Source organism: Stenotrophomonas sp. Ste86 (assembly GCF_024519465.1).
Classification (GTDB): domain Bacteria; phylum Pseudomonadota; class Gammaproteobacteria; order Xanthomonadales; family Xanthomonadaceae; genus Stenotrophomonas.
In genome coordinates, this window is record NZ_JALJRW010000010.1 from 89,810 (window position 1) to 106,616 (window position 16,807).

A 16,807-nucleotide genomic window follows, 5' to 3' on the forward strand; every position below is an offset into this window, starting at 1 on the left:
GGGTGCCGCCACGGTGACGGCTCAACCGCGGTTGAGGTCAAGCGCGCCGATTGTCCGCCTGCCGTCATCTTGCCGTCGTCTGTGCCGGGTACAACGGGCACACCGGGCGATGTGGCCGGGCGGCGGGAGAAAAAGGCCTAAAGTCCACGCAACTCCGGCCGATACCGATGCGTCCTTCTGCCTGGAGTGCGTGATGTCGGTCGTCCCCCACCGCCTGTCTGCGTCGCTTGCCCGCCTGGGCCAACGGCCCCCATTCCATCGCTTCGCACGCGGTATCGCGTCCCTGCGCAGGCTCAGTGTCGCACGCAAGCTCAAGGCCGCGCTGGTGATCTGCGGCAGCGGTCTGCTGGTGGTGGCACTGGTCTATGCGTGGACCGGCCACAACAGCGAGCGCGCCGCGTCGACCTTTGCCGCGCACCAGCAGGATGCGGCGCTGGCGGCTGCGTTGGCCACGGAAGTAGCCGACGCCCGTCGGCTGCAGACCCGCTATGCCACCACCTTCGACGATGCCGACCGCCACGCATTGCAGCAGGCCCAGCAGCAGTTGCAGCTGTCGTTGGCGAAGTTGCAGCGCGATCCCCACGATGCGGGCACCGTCACGGCCCTGCGCACGCTCGCCGAGCGCGCGCATGCGTTCGCCGACGGCATCACCGCATTGAACGCTCGGGCCGACGAGATGGGCCGTGGCGATGCCGGCCTGCGCGCGCAGCTGGATGCCAGCGCCGACGCGGTGAGCACGCTGTTGGGCGACACCGCCCCAGCGGCGCTGACCGCGCACTGGCAGGCGATGCGCCGCGAGGAGGCCCTGCTACTGCTCACCGGCGATTCGGCGCATGCCGACCGTGCCAGCGAAACCAAGCTGCCGTTCGAGCTGGCGTTGTCCGCGTCGAATCTGCCCGCTGCCACGCAGGACGCCCTGCGCAGCGGCATGGACGCCTATCAGGGCGCCTTGCTCGCCTACACGGCCGCCCGCGTCGGCCTGGATGTCGAGGCCGCCGCGTTGACCGATACCGCCGCGCAGATCGCGCCAGCGCTGCAACAGCTGGCACGCGCGCAGGGTGCGGTACTGGACGTCGCACGTGGCCGCCAGCAATCGCAGGCCCACGCGATGACGCTGTTGTTCGGCATCACCCTGGCCCTGGTTGCGACGGTGCTGATCGGCAGCCTGCTGTTGGTGCTGCGCGCGGTGCGCCGCCCGATCGCCGACACCCTGCGTTTTGCCGAAGCCATTGCCGAAGACCGCCTGGACACGGTGCTGACCGTCCACAACCCGCATGATGAGATCGGCCAGCTGGCCCAGCGGCTGGTGCACATGCAGCAGCGGCTGCGCGAACGTATCGAGGCCGAGCGTGCCACCGCACGCGACAACGCGCGGGCGCGACAGGCGCTGGACAGCGCGCAGACCGGGGTGATGGTGCTCGACCCGGACGGCCGGATCAGCCTTCTCAATCATGCGCTGCTGGTGGAACTGGCAGTGCCGGAAGGGCAGTGGCGCGGGCAACCGGCGCAGACGCTGCATCCGGTATTCACCCGTATCCACGCCGAACTGCACGGCACCGCCTCCACCCAGCACGAGATCGAACATGCCGGCACACGCTACCAGCTGGTGGTCACCCCGATCATCGACGGCGGACAGCTGTTGGGTGCGGCGGTGGAGTGGCGCAGCCGCGCCCTGGAAACCACGGTGGAAACCGAAGTGGCCGCGCTGGTCGACGCGGCCGCGCAGGGCCAGCTGCACGGCCGCATCGAGACGGAGGGCAAGCAAGGCTTCCTGTTGACCCTGGCGGTCAGCATCAACCGCCTGCTGGATACCTTCCAGGGCAACCTGTCGGCGTTGCAGGGGCTGCTGTCGGCGCTGGCCCAGGGTGATCTGCGGGTGCGCATGCAGGGGGAGTTCCAGGGCGTGTTCGCGCACATGCGCGACGATGCCAACGCCACCGTGCAGCAGCTCACCGATATCGTCGGGCGCATCCAGCAGGCCTCGCAGGCCATCAACGGTGCGGCGGGAGAAATCGTCGCCGGCAACCAGGAGCTGGCCGGGCGCACCGAGCGCCAGGCCGCGCATCTGGAAGAGACGGCCTCGTCGATGGAGGAACTCACCGCCACCGTGCGCCAGAACGCCGATGCCGCCCAGCAGGCCAACCAGCTGGCATTGCAGGCGACGGGTATCGCCCAACAGGGCGGGGCATCGGTAGCGCAGGTGGTGGCCAGCATGCGTGAGATCGCCCAGGCCTCCCATCGCATCGCCGACATCACCAGCGTCATCGACGGGATCGCCTTCCAGACCAACATCCTCGCCCTCAACGCCGCCGTGGAAGCGGCGCGTGCCGGCGAGCAGGGCCGCAGCTTCGCGGTGGTGGCCAGCGAAGTACGCCTGTTGGCCCAGCGCAGTGCCGATGCCGCGCGGCAGATCAAGGGCCTGATCGAGGCCTCGGTGGACACCGTCGCCGCCGGTACCCGCCAGGTCGACCAGGCCGGCGCGACCATGGGCCAGATCGTCGGCAGCGTGCAGCAGGTCAGCGCGATCATGGCCAGCATCTCGGCCGCCTCGCAGCAGCAGAGCGCCGGCATCGAACAGGTTGGGCAGACGCTGCTGCAGATGGATGGCAGTACCCAGCAGAACGCCGCGCTGGTGGAAGAAGCCTCGGCCTCGGCACATGCGATGGAACGCCAGGCGGCGCTGTTGTCCGAGGCGGTGGACGCCTTCGTGGTGGAGCGGTCCGGCACGCGTCGGGTGGCCAGGGCGGCGGCATAGCACACGCCGCACTCACGTCCCTTCACTGGCCGCTTGCGCGTGCGCTCACTATCCTGCGTGCATGAGCACCCGTCGCAAGCCCCGCACCTCCGCCGCCACGGACGCCTTCGTGCGCGTCCGTGGTGCCCGCGAACACAACCTCAAGGATGTCGATGTCGACATCCCGCGCGATGCGCTGGTGGTGTTCTCCGGCATCTCCGGCTCCGGCAAGTCGTCGCTGGCCTTCGGCACGCTGTACGCCGAGGCGCAGCGCCGTTACCTGGAGTCGTTGTCGCCCTACGCGCGCCGGTTGATCGACCAGGTCGGCGTGCCGGACGTGGACGCGATCGAGGGCCTGCCGCCGGCGGTGGCGCTGCAGCAGCAGCGCGGTACCGCCAGCGTGCGCTCCAGCGTGGGCAGCGTGACCACGTTGTCCAGCCTGCTGCGCATGCTGTATTCGCGTGCCGGCACGTATCCGGCCAGGCAGCCGATGCTGTACGCCGAAGACTTCTCGCCCAACACCCCGCAGGGTGCCTGCCCGAACTGCCACGGCCTGGGCCATGTGTATGAGGTGACCGAGCAGTCGATGGTGCCCGACCCGTCGCTGAGCATCCGCGAACGCGCCATCGCCGCGTGGCCGCCGGCCTGGCATGGACAGAACCAGCGCGACATCCTGGTCACCCTTGGCTACGACGTCGACATCCCGTGGCGCGACCTGCCCAAGAAGCAGCGCGACTGGATCCTGTTCACCGAAGAGCAACCGGTGGCGCCGGTGTATCCCGGTTTCACTCCGGCCGAAACCCGCGCCGCGCTGCGCCGCAAGGAAGAGCCGAGCTACATGGGCACCTTCAGCGGTGCACGCCGCTACGTGCTGCACACCTTCGCCACCACGCAGAGCGCGATGATGAAAAAGCGCGTGGCCCGCTACATGGTCGGCACCGCCTGCCCGGTCTGCGACGGCAAACGGCTCAAGCGCGAGGCGCTGTCGGTGACCTTTGCCGGGCTGGATATCGGCGCGCTGTCGCAGCTCTCGCTCAGTGCCATGGCCGATGCGCTGCGCCCAGCCGCCGAAGGCCGCTTCGATGCGCCCACCACGGCGGCCACCCGTAGCCGCGCGGCCGGTCGCAAGGCGCTGCAGGCGCGCGCGGCTGCCGGTGGCCCCTCGCACGTGGGCGGCAGCGATGTGCGCCGCACCCCGGATCTGTCCGAAGAAAAGCGCATCGCCGCCCAGCGCATCGCCCACGACCTGGTCGAGCGCATCGGCACCCTTCAAGACCTGGGCCTGGGCTATCTGTCGATGGACCGCTCCACCCCGACGCTTTCGCCCGGCGAACTGCAGCGCCTGCGCCTGGCCACGCAGATCCGCTCCAGCCTGTTCGGCGTGGTGTACGTGCTCGATGAGCCCACCGCCGGCCTGCATCCGGCCGATGGCGAGGCGCTGTACCGCGCGCTGGACCAGCTCAAGGCCGGCGGCAATACGCTGTTCGTGGTCGAGCACGATCTGGAGATGCTGCGGCGGGCGGACTGGCTGGTCGACGTGGGTCCCGGCGCCGGCCAGCATGGCGGGCAGGTGCTCTACAGCGGCCCGCCCGACGGCCTGCGCACGGTGAAGGCCTCGGTCACCGCGCCGTACCTGTTCGAGACCGGCCGTGGTGAACGGCGCACGCCGCGCACGCCCTCGGGCTGGCTCGAACTGCGCGGCATCCACCGCAACAACCTGCATGGCCTGGATGCACGCTTCCCGCTTGGCGCGTTCACTGCCGTTACCGGTGTGTCCGGTTCGGGCAAATCCAGTCTGGTCAGCCAGGCACTGGTGGAGCTGGTCGGCGAGCACCTCGGCCACGAGCCGGTGGTGGAAGAGGTGGACAGCGAGCTGCCGGTGCCCAGCAGCATCGAACGCACCCGTGGCCGCCTGCATGCCGGCGCCAAGGCGATCAAGCGTCTGGTCAACGTCGACCAGAAACCGATCGGGCGCACGCCGCGCTCCAACCTCGCCACCTATACCGGGCTGTTCGACCACGTGCGCCGGTTGTTCGCCGCCACGCGGACGGCCAAGGCACGTCGCTACAGCGCCGGCCGATTCTCGTTCAATGTCGCCCAGGGCCGCTGCGATACCTGCGAAGGCGAAGGCTTCGTGCATGTCGAGCTGTTGTTCATGCCCAGTGTCTATGCGCCATGCCCGACCTGCCACGGCCAGCGTTACAACGCCAAGACCCTGGAAGTGGAGTGGAACGGCCGCAACATCGCGCAGGTGTTGGCGATGACGGTGGAGGAAGCCCTGCTGTTCTTCGCCGAAGAAGCGCCGGTGCAGCGCCCGCTGCAGTTGCTGCGCGATATCGGTCTGGGCTACCTGCGGCTGGGCCAGCCGGCCACCGAGCTGTCCGGTGGCGAGGCGCAGCGGATCAAGCTGGCCACCGAACTGCAGCGCAGCCAGCACGGTAGCAGCCTGTACGTGCTGGACGAGCCGACCACCGGCCTGCATCCGGCCGATGTGGACAAGCTGATGGCGCAGTTGCACGGGCTGGTGGATGCCGGCAACACGGTGGTGGTGGTCGAACACGATCTGCGCGTGGTCGCCGACGCGGACTGGGTGATTGATGTCGGCCCGGGCGCGGGCGAGCAGGGCGGGACCATCGTCGCCGAAGGCACGCCCGCACAGGTCAGCCGCGCCACCACCGGCGCGACCGCACGTTACCTGCGGCGCTGGTTCAAATAAGGGTCTTCTTCCATCGTTGCTGTGCCTTCGTTCGGGTCTGTCGCGAGCGTGGGGGCCGCGTAACAGCCGGTAGGCCCCTGGCGTAGTGTCCCCCGGCCCAGAAGCTGATGAGAATTGATTTCGTCATTGTTGGGCGTGCCGCGACAGGGGGCAAGACCCGACCAAACGGTAGCGCGACGCCATGCCTCGCCGCCTCAGCGCCTGCAACGCGCCGCGTTGCCCTTCAGTGCCTTGCCCAGGCCTCAATCTCACCGGCCTGGAAGGGCCCCAGCTTCTGCTTGACGATGCGCCCGTCGGCTCCGACCAGCACCGAGTACGGCAACAACCCCTGCGCATTGCCCAGACGCACGCTGGCATCGGCCGGGCCGGGCGTATCCAGCATGATCGGGTAGCCCACCGGCACCCGTGTCAAAAAGTCGCGCACGCCATCGGCCGTATCCAGCGCCAGCCCGACCACCTGCACGCCGTCCGCCGGTTGCCCGGCCGCGAAGGTGGACAGGGCCGGCATTTCTTCCACGCACGGGGCGCACCAGCTGGCCCAGACGTTGATCAGCAGCGGTCGGCCGCGGAAGCTGGCCAGGTCGATCGTGCGGCCATCGATATCCAGCAGCGCGATGGGTGGCAGGACATCACCGATGGCGGCCCCTGCCACCACCACGCGCGGTGGCAGCGCCGCCGGCTCGGGCAGCGTGCGGTTGAAGAACCACGCCCCGGTGCCGATCCCGACCAGCGCGGCAAACGCGGCCACCACCACCGTCTGGCGTGGCGGCCGCAGGCTCATCGGGCGGTGCGCAGCAGGGCTTCTTCGACGATCGCCTGGGTCAGCACGGTCGGCAGCACGGTCGGCGGCGCGCCGGGGCCGTACACCACGTACAGCGGCACGCCCACGGCCTTGTGCTCATCCAGGAACGCGGTGATTTCCGGATCGACGTTGGTGTAATCGCCGCGCATGTACACCGCATTGGTACGTCGCAGGGTGTCGTGGAAGGCATCGGTGCCCAGCACCGTGCGCTCGTTGGCCTTGCAGGTCACGCACCAGTCGGCGGTCATGTTGACGAACACCACGCGGTTGTCCTGGCGCAGCCGGTCGAGCATCTGCGGCGAATAGGCCACCACGTTGTCGCTGGCGGCCGCCGCGGCCTTGGCCGGCGGCACCAGGCGGGTCACGCCCCACACCGGCACCAGCGCGGCCAGCAGCAGCAACAGCGCCAGCAGGCCGCCCACGCGTTGGCTGCGCCAGCGGCTGCGTTCGAACCACCACAGCGCCAGCGCCAGTACCACCAGCCCACCCAGCACCAGCGTCATCGCGTCCACACCGCGCTGCTTGCCCAGCACCCACAGCAGCCAGAGCGCGGTGCCGTACATCGGGAAGGCCAGCACGTGCTTGAGCGTTTCCATCCACGCGCCGGGGCGTGGCAGGCGCTTGGCCAGCGAGGGGACGAAGCCGATCAGCAGGAACGGCAACGCCAGGCCCAGGCCGAGCGCCAGGAACACCAGGATCGCCGGGAGCGTACTGGCGGTGAATGCGTACGCCAGCGGTAGGCCCATGAACGGGGCCACGCACGGGCTGGCCACCACGCAGGCCAGCACGCCGGTGAAGAAATCGCCGACCGGACCGCTGCGCGAGGCCAGCGACTGGCCGATGCCGCCCAGGCTGCCGCCCAGGGTGAACACCCCCGACAGGCTCAGGCCGACGGTGAACATCAGGTACACCAGCGCGGCGATGAACCACGGGTGCTGCAGCTGGAAGCCCCAGCCCGCAGCCTGGCCGGCGGCACGCAGGGCCAGCACCAGCGCGCCGATCGCGGCGAAGGCCACCAGCACGCCGGCGGTGTACCAGAGCGCATGGCTGCGCGCGCGCTGGCGGCTTTCACCGCTCTGCGCCACGCCGAGCACCTTCAACGACAGGATCGGCAGCACGCACGGCATCAGGTTGAGGATCAGCCCGCCCACCAGCGCCAGCAGCAGCGCGCCGATCAGCGTGGTCGGCGCGGCATCGTCGCCCGGCGGTCGGGTGCGCTGCGCGTTGTCGGCGCTGGCATCGGGCCTGCCGACGGTGGTGGTCGCATCGGTGGCCGGGGCGTTCGGGCGGATCAGCATCGGCTGGGTAGCCAGGCCGGCGCTGTCGCGTTCACGTGCCTGTGCGCGCTTGTCCTTGCCCGGCAGCGGGGCGATCACTTCATTGGTGTGCGCCGCCTCGCCCGCAGTGGCGTTGACCTTGCCCGCCGGCAGCGACAGCTTCACCCGGCGGGTCATCGGCGGATAGCAGATGCCGTCGGTCTGGCAGCCCTGGAAGGTGATCACCAGGGTGGTGTCCTGGGCGTCGGCGCGACTGCGGCGCAGCGGCAGCTTGACGTCGACCTGGTCGAAATACACCGCCACATCGCCGAAGTGCTCGTCGCGGTGCGACTTGGCCGCCGGCCACAGCGGCTTGTCGGGGCGGATGCCGTTGGCGCCTTCCAACTTCAGCGAGGTGCGATCGCGGTACAGGTAATAGCCCGGTGCCGGGCTGAAACGCAGCAGCACGGTAGTGCCATCGTCGACGATCGCATCGAAGCCGAACGCGCGCTCGGACGGCAGCGGCAGTGACTGGCTGCTGCTGGTGCCGGGCAGGCGCAGGCCGCTGCCGGTGTTGCCGGCCAGCGGGTTGTTGAACGGCGAGGGCGCGGTCAGTGCGGGCGCGGTCGCGGCCGATGCCGAGGCAGCACCGGCGGTGCCGCCGGGCAGTTTCACCTTCACGCTGCGCTTCTGCGGCGGATAGCACACGCCGGCATCGGCGCAGCCCTGGTAACGGATCTCCAGCGTCACCGTGTCGGTGCCGTCCTCGGCCTTGCCCGGCAATACGGCGGTCAGCCGCTCGCGGTAGGTTTCCACCTCGCCGAAGAAATCGTCGTGGTGCTTCTTGCCGGCGGGCATCTGCAGCGCCTCGGCGCTGAAGCCGGCGTCGGGCTTGACCGTGGTGCGGTGGCGATACAGGTAGTAGCCCGGGGCGATCTTCCAGCTGACCTCGATGCGGTCGCGATCACGCGCCTGCGCGGTCAGCCCGAACGCCTCGTCCACCGGCAGCAGGTCTTTCTCGCTGACGGCCAGCGCCGGCAGGGCCACCACGAACAACGCGCACAGCGCGGCAACACGACGAAACAGCGTCATCAATCAATTTCCTCTCGGGTCTGTGCCCGAATCCAATCCAGGTATGCCGGCAGGCCAGCGCGGGTTTCGACCGCGATGCACTCCGGGAGTTCATACGGATGCAGTGCCTGCAGCCGCGCGATGGCCGCGTCCAGGCGGCTGCCGGTGGTCTTGATCAGCAGTTGGACCTCGTGGTCCTCGTTGATCTCCCCGTGCCAGCGGTATGTGGCGTGCGCCCCGTCCAGGCGGGTGACGCACGCGGCCAGGCGTTCTTCCACCAGGGCACGCGCCAGCCGCGTCGCGGTGTCCGCGTCGGGGCAGGTGGTGAACAGCAGAAAGACGGGATCGGCGGTCGACATGACGGCCGAGTATAGGACCGCCAGACCCGGATGGTCCGACCGGCGCCATTGCGGCGCCGGTCGGGAGGGCTCAGTTGAGCAGCTGGCAGCTGGTCGGCTTGGCGGAGGTGAACAGGCCCGGGGTGGCCCATTCGGGGTGGTCGATGAACGGATTGCGGTTGCCCTGGAAGCTGTAGATCACTTCATTGCGGGCGCGTTCGGCCGCATCCGGCGGGTCGGACAGATGCCACTCGATCAGGGTCGAGAGCAGGCCCATGTAGGCCGGCGAGGCGGCCGTCTTGACGATCTTGCTGCGGTCGTCGGTCAGTTCCAGGTCCGGCTCGGACTGGCCGGTCTTGGCGTCTTTGCCCCCCTCGTAGCGAATCGCCATGTACATCACTGCCCGCGCCATGTCGCCCTTGCGTCGGCCCCACACCTCGAAGGTGCCGGTGTTGCCGTCGGGGGTACGCACCCAGTTGGAATTGCCCGGGTAGCCGCCGCTGCCGCCGCCCACGCCATTGTTGGCCTCGGTGGCGCGCTCACCGCAGTTGCTGTCGCACTTGCCGAACGGCTTGTTGCCGCGGTCGGCGTTCCACTGCGCATCGGTGAGGTACAGCATGTGGGTGTCGGTGTAGGGCGCATACGGCAGGCCCTTGTCGCCGGTGGTGCTGGCAAAGCCCAGCGAGTTCGGCCAGGTGTGCTCGCGGTTGTAGGTCAGGCCGCTGCCGGTACCCGCCCGACCACTGACCTTGGTGTAGCTGTGGTTGCGGTAGGCATCGAGGATCTTGCCGCTGTTGTTGGGATCCTCATCGGCGATCTCCAGGATGGTCCAGGTGCTGGTGCCCGAGCCACTGTACGGGTAGGCGGTGTGGCCCTTGATGGTCTCGTGCAGGGAGCAGCGCAGCTGGCTGGGGTTGCTGGTGTTGACCCGCGAGTAGTACTCGCCGGGATTACCGGGATTGCCCGGGTCCGGATTGCCGGTGGTGGTGGCCACGGTGAAGGCGATGCGGGTATCGGCAGCGGGATGGGCGCCCTGGGCATCGCTGACGCGGGTGGCGCGGATGTCGAAGCGGCAGGCTTCGCCGGCGATCAGCGCGGTGTTGGTGGACAGGGTGAACCGGCTGCCGCTGCTGGCGTGGGCCAGCGGCACCGTGCCGGATTGCCCGCAGCTGAGCACGAAGGCGCCGCTGGCCAGGTTGACCGTCTCGCTGAAGGTCACGCTGAGATCGGCGGCCGACGGGAAGGTGCTGGCACCCTGTTCGGGGGTGGTGGCGCTGACCGAGGGCGGGGTATTGGGGCCGCTGCCGCCGGTGCCGCTGAAGGTCTGGCCGTTGTTGCACGCGCCGAAGGTCTGCCCGGCCGATTCGGCCCAGGTGAAGTGGGTGTACTGGCTGCCGCTGCCGGTCAGCTGCAGGGACGTGCCCGGGGCGGTGCTGTTGCTCTCGCTGACCGGGATGTTCTGGCTGGTCAGGCCGGCCGCGGGGCCGCCCGCGGCGGTGATGGTGCCTTCGTAGCTGATGAACTGGACGACCTTGCCGCTGGCATCGACCAGGGCGATGCCATCGTTAGACCCGTTCTGGATACCGTTGCTGGGGTAGGTGACCGTGGCCAGGGTGGCCTTGCCGCAACCGGCCGCCGTGCCGGCCGGGATCGCGTTGTTGGCGTAGACCGCTGCCGCCGACGGGTTGCTGCCGTTGTACAGGTACAGGCGGTAGCCGCTGAGGTCCTCCCCGGCGGTGGCCACTACCTCGATGGCCTCGCCGACATCGCCGGCCGGCGTGCTGTCGTCGTAGTGCAGTTCATTGATGAATACATCCGCCTGGGCGGTGCCGGCCAATGCCAGCAGGCACCCCAGGGACAGCGGTGTGAGCAACCTCATCTACGTCTCCTTGTGATTGGGTATCGCCGGCCGAATCTAATCAATCCAGATGACACATCTATCGATATGTCGGGATTGGCCTTCCGCAGTGAGACGTACGTCAAGAAAATGGGGGGCGGCGGTCGGTCGGCTGGTCGGCGGGTCGGGCGCTGGGCCCCCATGCCCTTTCCGGCGAATGTCCCCCGGCCGCGGAGCGGCCTCCTCCTTTATTTCGCCTCCAAGGGCATGGGGGCCCAGCGCCCGCCCCCCCGACCGAAATCAGAAAAGCCGGTCTTCGGCCAACGTACCGCGAGCCGAGCCCCATCGCGGGCGGTAGGCTCCTGGGCAAAATAAAGGAGGAGGCCGCCAGGCCGGGGGACATTTGCGCCAGGGGCCTACCGGCCGCGACGGGGCCCTCACGCTCGCAGCAGTCCCGAACGGAGACAGGATGCTTCGCTTTCGCTTTCGCTTTCGCTTTCGCTTTTGCTTTTGCTTGCCCGAGCCCTTGCCCCAAACGCAGCCCGGAAAAATTTCGCCCCTCCCCCTTGAAAGGCGCGCGCCCAGCACCATCTCTGCTCCGTACCCGCACCGTCGGGTTTTTTCGTGAGCGTGGTTGGCAGTCGCCCTGGGTGACTGCTAACATCGCCAGACTTTCCTAGACCAATCAACAACTTAAAAGGGTCTCACATGAGCATCAAGCCGCTTCATGACCGCGTCGTAGTCAAGCCGATCGAAGCCGACGAAATCTCGTCCGGCGGCATCGTGATTCCGGATTCCGCCAAGGAAAAGTCGACCAAGGGTGAAGTCGTGGCCGTCGGCCCGGGCAAGCCCCTGGACAACGGCAGCGTCCGCGCGCCGTCGCTGAAGGTCGGTGACAAGGTCATCTACGGCCAGTACGCCGGCAGCAGCTACAAGTCCGAAGGCGTCGAGTACAAGGTCCTGCGCGAAGACGACATCCTCGCCATCCTCGGCTGAGTGATGCCGCCGGCCCGTGCCGGCGCTTCCGCAATCTCCCCCATTCAAGCAGCCGGGCTTGGCCCGGCTCCACATAAAAGGTAATCGCAATGGCTGCCAAAGATATTCGTTTCGGTGAAGATGCCCGTTCGCGCATGGTGCGCGGCGTCAACGTGCTCGCCAATGCCGTCAAGGCTACCCTGGGCCCGAAGGGCCGCAACGTCGTGCTCGAAAAGAGCTTCGGCGCCCCGACCATCACCAAGGACGGCGTGTCTGTCGCCAAGGAAATCGAACTGGCTGACAAGTTCGAGAACATGGGCGCGCAGATGGTGAAGGAAGTTGCTTCCCGCACCAACGACGACGCCGGCGACGGCACCACCACCGCCACCGTGCTGGCCCAGGCCCTGATCCGCGAAGGCGCCAAAGCCGTCGCGGCCGGCATGAACCCGATGGACCTCAAGCGCGGTATCGACAAGGCCGTCATCGCCGCCGTCGCCGAGCTGAAGAACATCTCCAAGCCCACCACCGACGACAAGGCGATCGCCCAGGTCGGTACGATCTCGGCCAACTCCGACGAATCGATCGGCAACATCATCGCCGAAGCGATGCGCCGCGTGACCAAGGAAGGCGTGATCACCGTTGAAGAAGGCTCGGGCCTGGAAAACGAGCTGGACGTCGTCGAAGGCATGCAGTTCGACCGTGGCTACCTGTCCCCGTACTTCATCAACAACCAGCAGTCGCAGACCGCTGACCTGGACGATCCGTACGTGCTGCTGCACGACAAGAAGATCTCCAACGTGCGCGACCTGCTGCCCGTGCTGGAAGGCGTGGCCAAGTCCGGCAAGCCGCTGCTGATCATCGCCGAAGACATCGAAGGCGAAGCGCTGGCGACCCTGGTGGTCAACACCATCCGTGGCATCGTCAAGGTCGTGGCCGTCAAGGCACCGGGCTTCGGCGACCGTCGCAAGGCGATGCTGGAAGACATGGCCGTGCTGACCGGCGGCACCGTGATCTCCGAGGAAATTGGTCTGTCGCTGGAAAAGGCGACGATCAAGGACCTGGGCCGCGCCAAGAAGGTGCAGGTCTCCAAGGAAAACACCACGATCATCGATGGCGCCGGCGAGAAGGCCAACATCGAATCGCGTGTCACCCAGATCAAGACCCAGATCGAAGACACCTCGTCCGATTACGACCGCGAAAAGCTGCAGGAACGCGTGGCCAAGCTGGCCGGCGGCGTTGCCGTGATCAAGGTCGGTGCCTCGACCGAAATCGAAATGAAGGAAAAGAAGGATCGCGTCGACGACGCCCTGCACGCTACCCGTGCAGCCGTTGAAGAAGGCGTGGTCCCGGGCGGCGGCGTCGCGCTGGTCCGTGCGGTCACCGCGCTGAGCGGCCTGAAGGGTGCCAACGAAGACCAGAACCACGGCATCCAGATCGCCCTGCGCGCGATGGAAGCCCCGCTGCGCGAAATCGTGGCCAATGCCGGTGAAGAGCCGTCGGTCATCGTCAACCGCGTCAAGGAAGGCACCGGCAGCTTCGGCTACAACGCCGCCACCGGTGAGTTCGGCGACATGCTCGAGTTCGGCATCCTGGATCCGACCAAGGTGACCCGTTCGGCCCTGCAGAACGCGGCCTCGATCGCCGGCCTGATGATCACCACCGAAGCCATGGTGGCCGATGCCCCGAAGAAGGACGACGGCGCTGGCGCCGGCGGTGGCGGCATGGGCGGTATGGGTGGCATGGGCGGCATGGACTTCTGATGCCGCTGCCGGCCCTGCGCCGGCACGCATCGGTCCGGCAGGTATCGACCGTTGGTCGGTACCTGCGTTCCGCAGCAAGAAGAAAAACCCCGCCGAAAGGCGGGGTTTTTCGTTGCGCGATGGGAATTACGGTTGCCCCGGCGCAAATCAGCGGCGCGTCAATCAGCGGCGCGTCCGTCAATGGACATTGCAGTCCGCGAAGTTGACGATATGATTAGGTGACTAATCATGTTGTCGACGCATCGTGCTCGAACCTAAACACCACGCTTTCCTGACCGAACTCAAACGCCGCGGGCAGTCCGAACTCGACGGCTTGTCACAGTGCTTCCAGCTGTTGTCGCTGGCCAGCGCGATCGATCAGGATTGTGCCCACCGGCTCGCACCGCTGGGCCTGAGCGAGGGCCGCTTCGTGCTGCTGTTCCTGCTGCAGGGCGCGGACGAGGCGTTGTCGCCGCACCAGCTGGCCGAGCGCGCCGGTGTCACCCGCGCCACTGTCACCGGCCTGCTGGATGGTCTCGAGCGCGATGCACTGCTGGAGCGTCACGTTGATCCGGCCGACAAGCGTCGGGTCAACGTGAGCCTCACCGCCGCGGGGCAAGCCCTCGCGGTTGAGCTGTTTGACCAGCACACGCAGTGGATCCGTACCCTGTTCGCCGATCTCAGCGACGAAGAACGCACGCTGCTCAGCGGCATGCTGTGCCGGATATGGGCGCGAACCGATGCCGGGAGCGCCGCATGAAACCACAGGCGTTGTCGCGCGAACGCCGCGCCCAACTCGATGGCGGCGAGGCCGAAGCTACCCACCTGGCCGAGATCCTCGCCGTGGACTTCGCCCGTCTCTTGAGCAACGTGGCCCCATCCCTGCCGGCGGCCGCCGTGGCCAACATGCGCAAGGCCGCCAGCAGCGGCATCACCCTGCGCATGCAGGGCGCGGCCACGTTGCTGCGCGCACACGCGCTTGGCGATGCCACGCACTGGTCCACGCACACCAGCGACACCGTGCGTGGCTGGGCCTGCTACCTGATCGGCAGCGACCCGCGCCTGTCGCTGGAACACAAACTCGATGCGCTGCGCGCGCTCGCCGATGACAGCCACTTCGGCGTACGCGAATGGGCGTGGCTGGCCGTACGCCCGCACATCGCCGCCGAGCCGCTGCGGGTGCTCATGCATCTGCAGCCGTGGACCGCCGATCCTTCGCCCAACGTGCGCCGCTTCGCGTGCGAAGCGTTGCGCCCGCGCGGGGTGTGGGCGGCGCATATCGCGCTGCTCAAGCAGGAACCACAGCACGCGGCCGCGCTGCTCGATGCGCTGTGCTGCGATGCATCGCGCTACGTGCAGGACTCGGTGGGCAACTGGCTCAACGATGCCTGCAAGAGCCAGCCCGACTGGGTGCGTGCGCTGTGCGATGGCTGGCAGCTGCGGCATGCCGACCATCTCGCCAATACCTACATTCGCAAGCGCGCGTTGCGCTCGCTCTGACCCTGGGAATGCCATGTCGTACATGTTGATCGAGCTCTACACCGCCACCCCCGCCTGGACCGCGCTGGACGCCTTGTCGCGTGCGGCCTTCTTCGCCCGCATCGGCGCAGGCATGCAGCACGTGGATCCGGCCAGGATCACGCCACTGGCGATGGGTCCCATCGACCAGGACGTGCCGCATACCCGTGCCGAGCAGTTCTATGCGGTATGGCAGTGCAGCGAACGCCAGGACGCCGATGCATTGCTGGCCGCGATCGATGCCACCGGCTGGCACAGCTATTTCACCACTACGCATGTCGCCGGCGGCGCGGGTGGGTTGCAGCAGCACCTGGCCGAGCTGGCTGCGTTGCCCAAGGCATAGCGACGTCGCGGCCACGGCTGAATGCCCCTGGCCAGTTGCGTTTGAAACATTTTGCGCCGCGCAGAAGCTGTGTTATCAATACTCCCCAATGAACGCACGCCACGCCAATTCCTACTTTTGGTATTACTTTCCGAAGCCACCGGCGGAGGAAGGCATGCGCTCACCCTGAAGAAAGCTTCAGACGCATTCCCGAAAGCCGCCAGCGCACCTGGCGGCTTTTTTGTTGCCGCCGCGCTGGGGACCCCCACTTCCAAGGAGTTTTCCCCATGCCCCCGCACACCGATGACCTGCGCATCCGCAAGATCGAACCGTTGACCCCGCCGGCCCAGTTGCTGGCCATGCTGCCCTGCGACGATGAAGCCTCCGCCACGGTCAGCGCCTCGCGCGCGGCCCTGCACGAGATCCTGCACGGCCGCGACGACCGCCTGGCCGTGGTGATCGGGCCGTGCTCGATCCATGATCCGGTCGCCGCCATCGAGTACGCCCAGCGCCTCAAGCCGCTGCGCGATGCCTTTGCTGGCGAGCTGGAAATCGTCATGCGCGTGTACTTCGAAAAGCCGCGTACCACCGTGGGCTGGAAGGGGCTGATCAACGATCCGGACCTGGACGGCAGCTTCAACATCAACAAGGGCCTGCGTGTGGCGCGCGGCCTGCTGCGTGATATCAACAAGCTCGGCCTGCCGGCCGGCGTGGAGTTCCTCGACGTGATCTCCCCGCAGTACATCGCCGACCTCGTCGCCTGGGGCGCCATCGGCGCGCGCACCACCGAAAGCCAGGTGCACCGCGAACTGGCCTCGGGCCTGTCGTGCCCGGTGGGCTTCAAGAACGGCACCGATGGCAACATCAAGATCGCCGCCGACGCGATCGGTGCGGCCTCCAACCCGCACCACTTCCTGTCGGTCACCAAGGAAGGCGGCACCGCCATCGTGGCCACGGCCGGCAACCCGGATTGCCACGTGATCCTGCGCGGCGGCAAGACGCCCAACTACGACGCCACGCATGTGGAAGCGACCAGTCAGACCCTGGCCAAGTCGCACCTGGCCGCGCGCATCATGATCGATGCCAGCCACGCCAACAGCAGCAAGAACCCGGAAAACCAGCCCAAGGTCATCGCCGACATCAACGCACAGCTGGCCAATGGCGAAGAGCGCATCGTCGGGGTGATGGTGGAAAGCCACTTGGTGGCCGGTCGCCAGGACCTTGTTGAAGGGCAGCCGCTCACCTACGGCCAGAGCATCACCGATGGCTGCATTGGTTGGGACAGCTCGCTGGCGGTGTTGGAAAGCCTGGCTGAAGCGGTGCGAGCGCGGCGGGCGGCGCGGATCAGCGAGGCGGCGTAACGCGGCAGACGTACCCTCGTTAGCGCGGCCCACCACGCGCGTCGCGCGCGACGGAACACGTTGATCACGCGTGTCCGCCCATCCCGCCAGGACGTTACCGCGTGTAGAGCCACCCCATGGGTGGCTGCACGCGGACTG

General features: G+C 67.7%; 12 protein-coding genes. 8 read left to right on the top strand and 4 right to left on the bottom strand.

What is annotated here, in order from left to right; translation table 11 throughout:
• The first annotated feature begins 193 nt into the window (after window positions 1-193).
• Both NR101_RS11005 and NR101_RS11010 read left to right on the top strand, forming a co-directional pair.
• The gene (locus tag NR101_RS11005) at window positions 194-2,755 is read left to right on the top strand and encodes a methyl-accepting chemotaxis protein (RefSeq protein ID WP_256775971.1); all 2,562 of its coding nucleotides are present in this window, start codon (window positions 194-196) and stop codon (window positions 2,753-2,755) included.
• 61 nt (window positions 2,756-2,816) lie between these two features.
• A complete protein-coding gene (locus NR101_RS11010) occupies window positions 2,817-5,450 on the top strand; it encodes an excinuclease ABC subunit UvrA (RefSeq protein WP_256775970.1) in 2,634 nt (877 codons plus the stop codon).
• Window positions 5,451-5,673: 223 nt separating this feature from the next.
• On the opposite strand, the gene NR101_RS11015 is transcribed toward NR101_RS11010, so the two are convergent.
• The 4 genes from NR101_RS11015 to NR101_RS11030 all read right to left on the bottom strand — a co-directional run bounded on the left by NR101_RS11015 (window position 5,674) and on the right by NR101_RS11030 (window position 10,796).
• Window positions 5,674-6,231 (bottom strand): TlpA disulfide reductase family protein, encoded by a 558-nt coding sequence (locus NR101_RS11015; RefSeq protein WP_256775969.1) that lies wholly within the window; start codon window positions 6,229-6,231, stop codon window positions 5,674-5,676.
• Window positions 6,228-8,600 carry a protein-disulfide reductase DsbD gene (locus tag NR101_RS11020; protein WP_256775968.1) on the bottom strand — a complete coding sequence of 791 codons (2,373 nt, stop codon included), beginning with the start codon at window positions 8,598-8,600 and terminating at the stop codon, window positions 6,228-6,230. Before NR101_RS11020 ends, NR101_RS11015 begins: the two co-directional genes overlap by 4 nt.
• Complete coding sequence (gene cutA / locus NR101_RS11025; RefSeq protein ID WP_256775967.1) at window positions 8,600-8,938, bottom strand: divalent-cation tolerance protein CutA; 339 nt, start codon at window positions 8,936-8,938, stop codon at window positions 8,600-8,602. The genes NR101_RS11020 and cutA overlap by 1 nt, the downstream gene beginning before the upstream one ends.
• 70 nt (window positions 8,939-9,008) lie before the next feature.
• Window positions 9,009-10,796 (bottom strand): endonuclease, encoded by a 1,788-nt coding sequence (locus NR101_RS11030; protein WP_256775966.1) that lies wholly within the window; start codon window positions 10,794-10,796, stop codon window positions 9,009-9,011.
• A 666-nt stretch (window positions 10,797-11,462) separates the two neighbouring features.
• On the opposite strand from NR101_RS11030, the gene NR101_RS11035 reads away from it, so the two are divergent.
• From NR101_RS11035 to aroG, 6 genes are all read left to right on the top strand, one after another.
• Window positions 11,463-11,750, top strand: coding sequence for a co-chaperone GroES (locus tag NR101_RS11035; RefSeq protein ID WP_256775965.1), 288 nt, complete (start codon window positions 11,463-11,465; stop codon window positions 11,748-11,750).
• An 89-nt stretch (window positions 11,751-11,839) separates the two neighbouring features.
• On the top strand, window positions 11,840-13,489 hold the full coding sequence (gene groL / locus NR101_RS11040; protein WP_256775964.1) for a chaperonin GroEL: 1,650 nt from the start codon (window positions 11,840-11,842) through the stop codon (window positions 13,487-13,489).
• Between the two features lie 244 nt (window positions 13,490-13,733).
• A complete protein-coding gene (locus NR101_RS11045; RefSeq protein ID WP_256775963.1) occupies window positions 13,734-14,228 on the top strand; it encodes a MarR family transcriptional regulator in 495 nt (164 codons plus the stop codon).
• Complete coding sequence (locus tag NR101_RS11050; protein WP_256775962.1) at window positions 14,225-14,968, top strand: DNA alkylation repair protein; 744 nt, start codon at window positions 14,225-14,227, stop codon at window positions 14,966-14,968. Before NR101_RS11045 ends, NR101_RS11050 begins: the two co-directional genes overlap by 4 nt.
• A 13-nt stretch (window positions 14,969-14,981) precedes the next feature.
• Window positions 14,982-15,329 (top strand): DUF6616 family protein, encoded by a 348-nt coding sequence (locus tag NR101_RS11055; RefSeq protein ID WP_256775961.1) that lies wholly within the window; start codon window positions 14,982-14,984, stop codon window positions 15,327-15,329.
• Between the two features lie 266 nt (window positions 15,330-15,595).
• Window positions 15,596-16,669: a 3-deoxy-7-phosphoheptulonate synthase AroG gene (gene aroG, locus NR101_RS11060; RefSeq protein WP_256775960.1), complete on the top strand. Its 1,074-nt coding sequence runs from the start codon at window positions 15,596-15,598 to the stop codon at window positions 16,667-16,669.
• The last annotated feature ends 138 nt before the right edge of the window (window positions 16,670-16,807 follow it).